At 47.5% G+C, this 12,587-nt stretch carries 11 protein-coding genes and 1 tRNA gene; 10 read left to right on the forward strand and 2 right to left on the reverse strand.

Translation table 11 applies throughout. The features are described from left to right. Positions 1-41 precede the first annotated feature (41 nt). From rapZ to HQN90_RS25930, 5 genes are all read left to right on the forward strand, one after another. Positions 42-929 carry an RNase adapter RapZ gene (rapZ, locus tag HQN90_RS25910; RefSeq protein WP_173224104.1) on the forward strand — a complete coding sequence of 296 codons (888 nt, stop codon included), beginning with the start codon at positions 42-44 and terminating at the stop codon, positions 927-929. A gap of 31 nt (positions 930-960) precedes the next feature. Further along, complete coding sequence (locus HQN90_RS25915) at positions 961-1,944, forward strand: gluconeogenesis factor YvcK family protein (RefSeq protein WP_173224213.1); 984 nt, start codon at positions 961-963, stop codon at positions 1,942-1,944. Positions 1,945-1,949: 5 nt separating this feature from the next. After that, positions 1,950-2,882, forward strand: a complete 933-nt coding sequence (gene whiA, locus HQN90_RS25920) for a DNA-binding protein WhiA (protein WP_173224106.1) — start codon at positions 1,950-1,952, stop codon at positions 2,880-2,882. 148 nt (positions 2,883-3,030) lie between these two features. Then, positions 3,031-3,300: an HPr family phosphocarrier protein gene (locus HQN90_RS25925; protein WP_028555561.1), complete on the forward strand. Its 270-nt coding sequence runs from the start codon at positions 3,031-3,033 to the stop codon at positions 3,298-3,300. A gap of 209 nt (positions 3,301-3,509) precedes the next feature. Beyond that, complete coding sequence (locus HQN90_RS25930; protein ID WP_173224108.1) at positions 3,510-5,279, forward strand: stalk domain-containing protein; 1,770 nt, start codon at positions 3,510-3,512, stop codon at positions 5,277-5,279. A gap of 442 nt (positions 5,280-5,721) precedes the next feature. Here HQN90_RS25930 and clpP read toward each other — a convergent pair whose 3' ends face one another. Both clpP and HQN90_RS25940 read right to left on the reverse strand, forming a co-directional pair. Further along, positions 5,722-6,303, reverse strand: coding sequence for an ATP-dependent Clp endopeptidase proteolytic subunit ClpP (clpP, locus tag HQN90_RS25935; RefSeq protein WP_163953484.1), 582 nt, complete (start codon positions 6,301-6,303; stop codon positions 5,722-5,724). A gap of 203 nt (positions 6,304-6,506) precedes the next feature. Continuing rightward, positions 6,507-6,578, reverse strand: a tRNA-Arg gene (locus tag HQN90_RS25940). A gap of 278 nt (positions 6,579-6,856) precedes the next feature. On the opposite strand from HQN90_RS25940, the gene HQN90_RS25945 reads away from it, so the two are divergent. From HQN90_RS25945 to gpmI, 5 genes are all read left to right on the forward strand, one after another. After that, positions 6,857-7,879, forward strand: a complete 1,023-nt coding sequence (locus HQN90_RS25945; protein WP_173224110.1) for a sugar-binding transcriptional regulator — start codon at positions 6,857-6,859, stop codon at positions 7,877-7,879. 78 nt (positions 7,880-7,957) lie between these two features. Beyond that, the gene (gene gap / locus HQN90_RS25950) at positions 7,958-8,962 is read left to right on the forward strand and encodes a type I glyceraldehyde-3-phosphate dehydrogenase (protein WP_173224112.1); all 1,005 of its coding nucleotides are present in this window, start codon (positions 7,958-7,960) and stop codon (positions 8,960-8,962) included. Between the two features lie 123 nt (positions 8,963-9,085). After that, on the forward strand, positions 9,086-10,267 hold the full coding sequence (locus HQN90_RS25955) for a phosphoglycerate kinase (protein ID WP_173224114.1): 1,182 nt from the start codon (positions 9,086-9,088) through the stop codon (positions 10,265-10,267). A 25-nt stretch (positions 10,268-10,292) separates the two neighbouring features. Next, entirely contained in the window at positions 10,293-11,045 is a 753-nt protein-coding gene (gene tpiA / locus HQN90_RS25960; protein WP_173224116.1) for a triose-phosphate isomerase, read from the forward strand. A gap of 1 nt (position 11,046) precedes the next feature. Continuing rightward, positions 11,047-12,585 carry a 2,3-bisphosphoglycerate-independent phosphoglycerate mutase gene (gpmI, locus tag HQN90_RS25965; protein ID WP_173224118.1) on the forward strand — a complete coding sequence of 513 codons (1,539 nt, stop codon included), beginning with the start codon at positions 11,047-11,049 and terminating at the stop codon, positions 12,583-12,585. Positions 12,586-12,587: the final 2 nt, after the last annotated feature.

Genomic DNA, 12,587 nt, shown 5'->3' on the forward strand with positions numbered 1-12,587 from the left:
AGCGTAAACCTGCGTGAGCACTCCAAAGGAAGGTGTCATTCATGGAAGAAAATCACCCTTTAGCGAAACTGGTCATTATAACAGGAATGTCGGGTGCCGGGAAGACGATTGCCGTACAGAGTCTGGAGGATCTTGGATTCTTCTGTGTCGACAATTTGCCGCCTGTGCTCATTCCTAAGTTTGCAGAGTTGATCGTGCAGTCGATGGGGAAGATCGGCAAAGTCGCACTGGTGATTGATTTGCGGGGGCGTGAATTTTTCACGGCACTTCAGGAGTCGCTTCGATACATTCATGAGAATTACACGCTTAGCTATGAAATTCTTTTTCTAGACGCTACCGATGCGACGCTGGTTCAGCGTTACAAAGAAAGCCGCCGCCGTCATCCGCTGGCTCCTGATGGAGCGCCGCTGGAGGGAATAGGTTTGGAGCGCAAGCTGCTGGAAGAGCTGAAAGGCTTAGCCACGCAGGTTATTGACACCAGTACGCTGAAGCCGGCGCAGCTCAAAGAAAGAATTATTTCCAGGTTTACCAATTTGGAAACCAACCGCATATCTATAAATGTAATCTCTTTCGGATTTAAGTATGGCGTGCCTATCGATGCCGATCTCATCTTCGATGTTCGTTTCTTGCCAAACCCGCACTATGTGGAGCAGCTTCGCCCGCAGACAGGTCAAGATCCCGATGTGTACGACTACGTAATGAAGTGGACAGAGACGCAGGAATTCCTAACCAAGCTGCTTGATATGCTTAATTTCTTGATGCCTCAGTATAAAAAAGAAGGCAAGAGTCAGGTTGTCGTAGGCATTGGCTGTACAGGAGGCAAGCACAGATCCGTTGCGATCACGGAATATCTCGGCAAAGTTATGGGCAACAGCGAAACCGAAACGGTGCGTGTGAGCCATCGGGATGCCGAGCGTGACCGCATCTAAGCGGTTTTACGATGAAGAGGGTGAAAGAAGTATGGAATACGGGACATCACAACGCACTCCCCGAATCGTCGTTATCGGTGGCGGAACAGGTTTATCGGTTATGCTTAGAGGTTTGAAAGAAAAGCCGGTAGATATTACAGCTATTGTGACCGTAGCCGATGATGGAGGAAGCTCCGGCATTCTCCGCAATGAAATGCAAATGCCGCCGCCAGGCGATATTCGCAGCGTTCTTACAGCCCTTGCCGACGTTGAACCTTTATTGTCGCTTATATTGCAATATCGATTTCAAGTAGGTACGGGATTAGCCGGGCATAGTCTGGGAAATCTAATCTTAGCGGCACTTACGGATATTACCGGTGATTTCGTCACAGCTGTACAAGAAATGAACCGCGTATTCGCAGTCCGTGGCCGTGTGCTTCCCGCGTCGAATCAGGCTATTGTCCTGAAAGCCATTATGGAAGATGGAACATTAGTCGTAGGGGAATCGAAGATTCCCAAAGCGGACGGAAGAATCAAGCGTGTCTTCATTGAGCCGGCGAATGTAACGCCGCTAGCGGAAGCAGTTCAAGCTATTCGTGACGCGGATGCGATCCTATGCGGTCCGGGAAGTTTGTACACAAGCTTGCTCCCCAATTTACTGGTACCCGGCATCGTGGATGAGATTGTGAAATCGAAAGCTGTTAAGCTGTTCATTTGCAATGTAATGACACAGCCTGGGGAAACGGACGATTATTCGGTCAGCGATCACCTAGATGCGATTTATGATCACCTGCAGCAGCATTTGTTTGACTATGTGATCGTGAATAATGGGGAAATTCCCCCGCAGGTTCAGGCGAGATACGCCGAAAAAGGGGCCAAAGCGGTTCATTTGGATTTAGATGAAGTCACCAAAAGAGGGTACCGCGTTATTGCTGATCGGCTTGTGTTATTTCGCACTTACCTTCGTCATGATGCCGAGAAATTGAGTGACCATATTTATCAGCTCGTCGAAAGCTGGATGTTAAGGAAGAAGTGAGTCTCATGTCCTTTGCGGCAACAACCAAAAAAGAATTAACGTTAATTACCGAATCGGAAGCGTGCTGCGAGAAAGCGGAGCTGTCGGCTTTAATTCGTATGAATGGTTCAGTTCAGCTAACCAGCCAACGTGTTGTGCTCGACATCTCCACAGAAAACGCGGCTATTGCCAGACGAATCTATTCGTTAATTAAAAAAGGGTACAAATTGCATACAGAGCTTCTTGTGCGCAAGAAAATGCGCCTGAAGAAGAACAATGTGTACATTGTTAGAGTGCCCGGGCAAGTGCAGGAGCTGCTCAGCGATCTGAAGATCGTTTCCGAAGGGTTTATCTTCACCACAGGAATCGATAAAGAAATCGTCCGCGGCAACTGCTGCAAACGCGCTTATCTGCGTGGTGCTTTCATGGCGGGAGGCTCCGTCAATAATCCGGAAGGGTCTTCTTATCATCTGGAGATCGCTTCGATCTATGAGGAGCACTGCAAGGCGTTGACACAGCTCGCCAACAAGTTCGATCTGAATGCCCGTTTCATTGAACGCAAAAAAGGGTTCGTGCTTTATATCAAGGAAGGCGAGAAAATTATCGAGTTCCTGAGTATCATTGGCGCGCACCAAGCGTTGCTGCGGTTTGAAGATGTGCGGATCATGAAGGATATGCGCAACTCGGTCAATCGCATCGTGAATTGTGAAACAGCGAACTTGAACAAAACCATTGGAGCCTCGTTAAGGCAGATCGAGAACATTCGACTCTTGCAAAGAGAAGTTGGATTGGATAGTCTGCCGGAGAAGCTTAGAGAAGTAGCTGAGATCCGACTGCAGCATCCGGATTTGAATCTCAAAGAAGTCGGCGACATGCTCAAAGGCAGTGTGAGCAAATCCGGGGTCAACCATCGGTTGCGGAAAATCGATGAATTGGCAGAAAAACAGCGAAATTCGTAGATAAGAAGTCACTCAGTCGCACATGTATAAGTTTTTCGCATTTTTTCTAGTGTACTTCGGGGAAAAATGCTATAATGTTAAAACATAAGGTATAGCACTGTTATCAATAGTAATTCATATAAGCTCCACACTAGGGGGAATTAGTTCCATGTCCAGACGTCCAGTCGTTGTGAAGTTGAGAACAGGACTTCATGCCAGACCTGCGGCATTGTTTGTTCAAGAGGCGAATAAGTTTTCATCCGAGATTTTTGTTGAGAAAGATGAAAAGAAAGTGAATGCCAAAAGCATCATGGGAATTATGAGTCTTGCGATCAGCACAGGGACCGAAGTCTTCATAAGTGCAGAAGGTTCGGATGCCGAGCAGGCTGTAAACGCTTTAGTCACATTAGTCAGCAAGGAAGAATTGGAAAACCAATAATCCTTCAAAAGCTTCCTTTCGGGGAGGCTTTTTTGCAAGAATCGAAAATGGAAGACTCGATGTATATTAAGTGTCAATTCTGTTAACGATTAGGGGAAATTAGCAACCTTTTTCTATTGCCTGCGTCTAATGAACGTGGTCAATGAAGGAAAGGGCTATTTGCCATTCCTGACGTTTACGCAATAATTGTCAAAGGAGCTAAAGAAATAATGAAATTCCAAGCTTTAAAAAAGGAAATTACCGTCATGCTCGCTTTACTGGTGTTCCTTGCCAGCGCGATAACAGCACCAGCTGCTCAGGCGGTATCATCAAGTGCGTCCTTTATCCTACTTTATATTGATAAGTCCGAAGCTTTTGTCAATGAGCAACAAATCCATTTGGAGTCACCTTCCACAATCATTAATGGCAGCACCTATGTACCGGCCAAATTCCTTGGCGATACGATGGGCTTTAACGTTGAGTGGAATGACGCTTCACGGACGATTCAAATGACGCCTCCGGGCTATAACATCATCTTGGATGCCGATCATAAGAGTGTAACAACGAATGGCGTGGATACGCCTTTTAACTCCGTTGCAGCGATTGTGAATGGGAAGCTTATGGTGAAGCTGACTTGGTTAGCTGATTACATGGGCGCGAAGTATACTTACAACAACGAGCTTCGTCGCGTGGAGATTGTACATTTTAAGAACCCTGAGGGCATCTACATTGACCAGGACAGCAACTCCAGACCTGTAGCCAAGTTCACAACGGCGAAGCCTACATACCGTATTGGAGAGCCTGTGAAGTATCTGGACTTAAGTTACGATCCGGATGCCGAAGGGATTGCTTCCTACGAGTGGACAGGAAAGCAAGAAGCCTTTTTCAAAGCGGGGAAATATCCAGTAACGTTAACGGTGAAAGACGGGCATGGGCATGTCAGCCAATTGTTCAAAAGCTTCGTTACCGTTGTGGATGAAACGTACCTGACGGAAATCGAATACCCGATTTATACGAAACCGGTTGGCGGCTTCATCAAGTCAGACTGGGGCACGATTTGGGCACATTTCAATGACATGCTCCCATTGACTAAGAAAGTAACGGAAGTTGCGGGGCGTACGCTGCTTGTGAGCGATAGTCCAGAAGAATTTACAGAAAAAGGTATCCTTTACCGCGACAACATTAATGGCAAAGCGCGATTATACGCTGATCATATCAATGGTACGAAACAGAAGATGACGATGGCGATTTTTGCCACGAATAATTCCGATAAGCCAGTTATGATTAAAACAACGAACAAAGGCGAAGTCTATCCTTCTGTTTATGCCAACCTGATTGGAAGCGAAGCTTCTGTCGATTTCCTTCTTCAAAATGTATACACCGATGTGCTGACAGTGCCTCCGCATGAAACTTATATTTATGCGAAGCTTCCGGACTTCTACCCAGGGCAAGGCGTAAACTTGTTCTACGATGTAGAGACAGACGGAGAACTGCAAATTTCATTCGGTGTGACGGATCAAAGATTAACCCCAACTACAGCGCAGGAATTGCCGTTATTAGGCTTTACGGGGCACGTACGAGGGACCTTCCCTATCTCCGAGATCAAATGGGACATTGACGCTTCCAGCTTCACGAAAACGTCCGTGTTGACCATCGGGGACAACAAAACCGATCCTTTCGTCAAAGGCTATGACGTGATGCGCAAGCAGAACGTAGAAAACGGCGGAAACTACGGCGTAGTTTACAAAATCCATGCAGATAAGCCGCGCAAGATGGCTGTAATGATCATGGCCAAAGGCGGCGTCTTCAAGGGGCCGTTCAAAATTAACGGCGAGATCATACCGGTGCCTTACTCCGGTGTTATTACCGCATTTGACGGCATGGAAGTGCTGGCTCGTACGACGGGGACAGAAGATGCGCTTGATATCGAGTTCACGCCTCCTGCGGGTTCAGCATTCCCGATCGATCTGATTTTCTATCCGCTGGATGAGAAGAAGTAAGTCGGAGTGAGTTGTTTGCAAATGGGGGAGTATCTCCTGCGATGAAGTAGGAGCTGCAGCTAAGCCAAAAACCTGCGGAAGTGCAGGAATTTTCGGGCGGATTGGGTTGGAAAATGGGAATACCTGCATTTGTGCAGGTATTTTCTGTTTTTCCAGCCTCTAATTCCAAAAAAGCTTTAAAAGCCTGCACAAACGCAGGAATTTCATGATTAAGGCTACTCCAAGAGTAAAAAAGATGCACAATTGCAGGTTTGTTAAAAGTAACTGGAGCTAGGCAGGACGACATTTGAGGCGATGGGCATAGTGTCAGAAAAAATGAGGCGTTGTCTTCAAGTAGTTTTTCTGCTTATGGGAAGGCTCCTGACTCCTCCAAAATCAACAAAAAAACCAGCCGCACGGCGCTCGGAGGAGCGTCCATGCAGGCTGGTTTTTGTTTAATTAATTAGACACGCTCAATTACTTTATCAATGAGTCCGTAAGCGGCTGCTTCAGCTGCACTCATGAAATTGTCGCGATCTGTATCTTTCTCGATGCGCTCGAACGTTTGTCCTGTGCGCTCTGCCAAGATTGTGTTCAGGTTGTCCCGCATTTTCAAAATACGCTTAGCGCGGATTTCGATGTCGGAGGCTTGGCCTTCAGCGCCGCCTAGCGGCTGGTGAATCATGACTTCGCTGTTCGGCAGCGCGTAGCGCTTGCCTTTGGCGCCCGCAGTAAGCAGGAACGCGCCCATGGAAGCAGCCATACCAACGCAGATCGTGGATACGTCTGGCTTGATGAACTGCATCGTGTCGAAGATCGCCATGCCGGCGGTAATGGAACCGCCTGGGCTGTTGATGTAAAGCGAGATATCTTTATCAGGATCTTGGGCGGCCAAGAAAAGTAATTGAGCAATGATGGAGTTCGCCACAACATCGTTGACACCCGTGCCTAAGAAAATGATGCGGTCCTTCAGCAAGCGAGAGTAGATGTCATATCCTCTTTCACCGCGCGCGTCCTGTTCGACTACCATAGGGATAAAACTCATGAGAATGACCTCCTTGGGGTGGGTACTTGGTTTACATGGTGTGGAGCCAATTTCGTCATTGTTAGATGAAATTGTTCTCCGGGGTGCATACTATTTACAGTATCTACAAGTATGATAACGAAAAAACCTCTGAAGGTCAAGAAAGGTCAAACTAAGAATAAAAAAAATCAGTTCAAGAACTGATTCAGGGTGTTTCTTATGGACGCGCCCGAAAGGAATCGAACCTTTATCTCAGGCTTCGGAGGCCTACGTCATATCCATTGGACCACGGGCGCATATCTGCAAAAAAGAGAAGCAAGGGTTATTATATGTCAGACTTCCATAAAAAGCAAGACGGTAAGCCTTTTCAGTCTTTTTTAGTGAAAATGTTTGAACAAATGTTGAATATTCAGTTATAATTGGTTATAATAAAAGTGTAAGGAAATTCAGTGAAATAAGCTTTCCCAAGTTGGAAAGTGGTAAGTCACTTTTTTTTCGCCCGGGTGGGACACAAAATGTAGACCCGGGACATAAAACGTCCAACTTTAGGATCAGGAGCGTCAGTCGTCGTCATATGAGAGAAATACTTGACATTCAGAAACAGCTCTTGCCAGATCTATTGGACATCATGAAGAAGCGGTACTCGATTCTGCATCATATCTTGGTTTCCGGCGTTGTCGGACGCCGCACACTAGCCTCGTCGCTCGATATGACGGAGCGCGTGCTCCGCGGTGAAGTCGATTTCTTGAAGGAGCTTGGGCTTCTTGAATCCGATGCAGCAGGTATGAGAATTACCGAGTCCGGTCGACAACTGCTTGAAGACATGTTGCCGATCATCAAGATTGCATTTGGTTTAACCGATTTGGAAGAAAGCATTGCCAAAGCCTTTGGCTTGTCACAAGTCATTGTTGTCCCCGGCGACTCGGATACTTCGGATTTCACGAAGAAGGAGCTTGGCCGAGCAGGCGCAGCAGCTTTGCGCAAATATGTAGCCAAGGATGATATCATCGCGGTTACAGGCGGCTCTACCATGGCGCAGATTGCCAATAACTTGGCGATATCCTCTTCTATGAAAGGCAGCTGGTTCGTACCGGCTCGCGGTGGACTTGGGGAAAGCGTGGATATGCAGGCAAACACCATCGCTTCCATTATGGCCAAGAAGACAGGCGGGAAATACAGGCTGTTGCACGTACCGGATCATCTCGGTGAGGAAGCGTACCAATCCCTTATCCAAGATCCGCAGATTCAGGAAGTTGTTGACGCTGTTCGCAGTTGTCGCATCGTTGTACACGGTATCGGAGATGCTATGGTCATGGCTCGCAGGCGCAAGGTAGATGCCGAGACGACACGCAGTTTACAAGCCGATGGCGCACTTGCCGAGGCATTTGGGTACTATTTTGATCGACAAGGCAACGTGGTTCACAAGATGCCGACGGTCGGACTTCGACTGGAGGATCTGCAGCGTATTGAAGTTGTGATTGGCGTAGCCGGAGGCAAGAGCAAAGGTGAAGCGATCGCATCGGTCCTTCGTCACGGACAAGAGAACGTGCTTGTAACGGATGAAGCGGCTGCACTGGAAATAATGAAACATGTGTGAGGAAGACATCATAACGTATGCCTTAACCGGCTGCGTTTTGAAATATAATTATTTATTTAATCTTAGGAGGAATTCGCTATGGTAAAAGTAGGTATTAACGGTTTCGGACGTATTGGTCGTAATGTGTTTCGCGCAGCTTTGAACAATTCAGAAGTACAGATCGTGGCAGTAAACGATTTGACTGACGTAAAAACATTGGCTCACTTGCTCAAATATGACACAACTCACGGTAAACTAGACGCTACAGTTGAAGCTGGCGAAGGCGAATTGATCGTTAACGGTCGTTCCATCAAAGTTTTTGCTGAGCGTGACCCTGGGAACCTGCCATGGGCATCTGTAGGCGCTGAAATCGTTGTTGAATCCACTGGTATTTTCACAGCGAAAGAAAAAGCATCCCTTCACTTGAAAGGTGGAGCTAAGAAAGTTATCATTTCCGCTCCTGCTTCCGACGAAGATATCACTATCGTACTGGGCGTAAACGAAGACAAATACGATCCAGCTGCTCATACAATTATCTCCAACGCTTCTTGTACGACAAACTGTCTGGCTCCTTTCGCGAAAGTTATCAACGATAGCTTCGGAATCGTAAAAGGGATGATGACAACAGTTCACTCCTACACAAATGACCAATCCGTGCTTGACGTTCCTCACAAAGACCTTCGTCGTGCTCGCGCAGCAGCTGAGAACATCATTCCTTCCAGCACTGGCGCAGCAAAAGCAATCGGCCTAGTTCTTCCTGAGCTTAAAGGCAAATTGAACGGTATGTCTATGCGTGTTCCTACGCCTAACGTTTCCGTAACTGACTTGGTTGTTGAACTTAAAGTTAACGTAACGGTTGATGAAGTAAACGCAGCTTTGAAAACAGCTTCCGAAGGCCCTCTGAAAGGCATTCTGAACTACACAGAAGATGCTTTGGTTTCCAGCGATTTCAATGGTGATCCAGCTTCCTCCACAATCGATGCGCTTTCCACAATGGTAGTTGGCGACAACATGCTGAAAGTGGTTTCCTGGTACGACAACGAGTGGGGTTACTCCAACCGTGTAGTTGACTTGGCAGCTTTCATCGCGAAAAAAGGTCTGTAATTCCATAGCGTAACACACACAAAACGACATGAAGGGGAGAAGCGATTCTCCTCTTTATGTGCGATTTTCCCATATAAAAGGTAGACCGGAAGAAAACCATACACGCTCAGGGAGGCTTTTACGATGAATAAGAAAAGTGTTCGCGATGTTGAAGTAGCTGGTAAAAGAGTATTTGTTCGCGTTGATTTCAACGTACCTGTAGAGAACGGTCAAATCACCGATGATACTCGGATCAGAGAAACGCTTCCTACGATTAAATTCTTAGTTGAAAAAGGCGCTAAAGTTATTCTTGCAGCCCATTTTGGTCGTCCAAACGGACAAGTGGTTGAAGAGCTTCGTTTGACGCCGGTTGCTGCGAAATTGGCTGAGCTTCTTGGTCAAAACGTGATTAAAGCGGATCAATCCGTTGGCGAAATCGTGAAAGCACAAGTTGATGCACTTGAGAATGGCGATGTTCTCTTGCTGGAAAACGTTCGTTTCAACGAAGGTGAAGAGAAAAATGATCCTGAATTGGCCAAAGCTTTCGCTGATCTTGCGGATTTGTTCGTGAATGATGCTTTCGGTGCTGCTCACCGTGCACATGCTTCGACGGCAGGAATCGCGGCTTACATTCCGGCTGTTTCCGGTCTTTTGATGGAGAAAGAGCTTGATGTTCTAGGCAAAGCGCTGAACAACCCTGAGCGTCCTTTCACAGCTATCGTTGGCGGATCCAAAGTGAAAGACAAAATCGCTGTCATTGAAAACCTCCTGAACATTGCAGACAACGTCTTGATTGGCGGCGGTCTGTCCTATACATTCTTGAAAGCACAAGGCTATGAAATCGGTAAATCGCTTTTGGACAATTCGAAGCTTGATTTAGCGCTTAGCTTTATTGAGAAAGCAAAAGAAAAAGGCGTGAACTTCCTACTTCCTGTAGATATCGTTGTGACAGATAAATTCAGTGCCGATGCGAATACGCAAATCGTTGGCATTGATGGCATTCCAGCAGATTGGGAAGGCATTGACATCGGACCGAAAACACGTGAGCTTTATGCAGACGTTATCGCGAAATCCAAGCTGGTTGTTTGGAACGGACCGATGGGCGTATTCGAAATCGAGCCTTTCTCCCATGGTACACGCGCAGTAGCTGAGGCTTGTGCAGCAACTTCCGGTTACACGGTTATTGGTGGTGGTGATTCCGCTGCAGCTACAGAGAAGTTCCATTTGGCTGACAAAATGAACCATATGTCCACGGGCGGCGGAGCTTCCTTGGAGTTTATGGAAGGTAAAGCATTGCCAGGCGTAGTAGCCTTGAACGATAAATAATTTTTCACAAAGGAGCATCATTCCCATGAGTAGAAAACCGATTATCGCGGGTAACTGGAAAATGTTCAAAACCGTTTCCGAAGCTGTTAGCTTCGTGAATGAAATCAAAGGCAGCACGGTCGAAGGCGTAGAGAGCGTTATTTGCTCTCCTTTCACGAACCTGCCAGCACTGGTTGAAGCTGCGAAAGGCACGGATGTTCATGTAGGCGCACAAAACCTGCATTTTGAAGACAATGGTGCTTTCACAGGTGAAATCAGCGGCGTGATGTTGAAGGATCTTGGCGTGGAGTACGTCATTATCGGTCACTCCGAGCGCAGAGCTTACTTCGCGGAAACAGACGAAATCGTGAACAAGAAAGTCGTTGCAGCTTTCAAACACGGCTTGACGCCAATCCTTTGCGTAGGCGAGAAGCTGGAAGAGCGTGAAGCAGGTCAAACCAAAGATGTTTGCAAAGTGCAAACAGAAGCAGCTTTCGCTGGTCTGAGCGCAGAGCAAGCGGCGCAAGTAGTTATCGCTTATGAGCCTATCTGGGCGATCGGCACAGGCAAATCCTCCACAGCTGAAGATGCACAAGACGTTATCGGCTACATCCGTACATTGGTGAGCGGTCTTTACGGCGCATCCGTTGCCGATGCAGTTCGTATTCAATACGGCGGCAGCGTGAAGCCAAACAACATTGCTGAGTACATGGCACAGCCTGACATTGACGGCGCACTTGTAGGCGGAGCGAGCTTGGAAGCAGCTTCCTACATCCAACTTGTCCAGGGGGCGAAGTAACATGTCCAGACCGAAACCGGTAGCACTCATCATTCTCGATGGCTTCGGACTCCGCTCGGAAGAGCAGGGGAATGCGGTTGCTCATGCGAAAAAACCGAATTACGACCGTTATTGGGCGACTTTCCCGCATACAACATTAACCGCTTGCGGTGAAGCTGTAGGTTTGCCGGAAGGCCAGATGGGGAATTCTGAAGTAGGACACCTGAATATCGGCGCAGGCCGGATTGTTTATCAGGATTTGACGCGGATTTCCAAATCGATTCGTGACGGCGAATTTTACGATAATGAAACGATTTTAGGCGCCGTTCGTTATGCCAAACTCAACGGGAAGAAGCTGCACCTATACGGGCTGCTTTCTGATGGCGGCGTACATAGTCACATTCAGCATTTGTTCGCTTTGCTGGACTTGGCTAAAAAAGAGCAATTCGAAGATGTCTACATCCATGCTTTCCTTGATGGCCGCGACGTAGCTCCGGACTCTGCTAAGGGGTACATGGCAAGCTTGCTGCAAAAAATCACGGAAGTCGGCGTAGGCAAAATTGCCACCGTTCAAGGTCGTTATTATGCGATGGATCGCGATAAACGTTGGGAACGGACAGAGAAATCCTACCGTGCCATGGTTTATGGCGAAGGCCCAGCCTACACAGATCCGATGAAGGCGATTGTTGAATCCTATGAGAAATCCGTGTTTGACGAGTTCGTTATGCCGACGGTTATTGTTGGTGACGATGGTCAACCAGTAGGACTTGTAGAGTCAGGCGATGCGGTTATTTTCTTCAACTTCCGTCCTGACCGTGCGATTCAGCTTTCCCAAGTATTTACGAACGAAGATTTCCGCGGCTTTGACCGAGGCCCTAAAGTGGCGAAAAACCTGTACTACGTATGTCTGACTTTGTTCAGTGAATCCGTAGACGGCTTCGTAGCTTACAAGCCTAAGGATCTCGACAACACACTGGGTGAAGTATTGGCCCAGAATGGTCTGAAGCAGCTTCGCGCTGCGGAAACTGAAAAGTATCCGCACGTCACGTTCTTCTTCAGCGGCGGACGCGATGCGGAATTGCCAGGCGAAACGCGCCTGCTTATTCCTTCACCGAAAGTAGCGACGTACGACTTGCAACCAGAAATGAGCGCCTATGAATTAGCGGCTGCTGTGGTTAAGGAAGTTGAAGCAGAGCGTCATGACGTGATTATCCTCAACTTCGCTAACCCTGACATGGTAGGCCACTCCGGCTTGCTGGAGCCTACTGTGAAGGCAATTGAAGCAACAGATGCTTGTCTAGGTCAAGTTGTAGAAGCGATCCTCGCCAAAGGCGGCGTGGTGTGCATTACAGCCGATCACGGGAATGCAGACGTTGTTACGAATGCAGACGGATCACGCAACACGGCACACACAACCAATCCCGTACCTTTTATTGTGACGGACAAATCTGTTACACTAAGAGATGGCGGAATTTTGGCAGATATTGCACCAACGATGCTTGATTTCTTACAAGTTGTGCAGCCGGTTCAAATGACCGGAGCCACTATTCTAAAAAAATAGCA

This window comes from Paenibacillus alba (assembly GCF_013204855.1).
Taxonomy (GTDB): Bacteria; Bacillota; Bacilli; order Paenibacillales; family NBRC-103111; genus Paenibacillus_E; species Paenibacillus_E alba.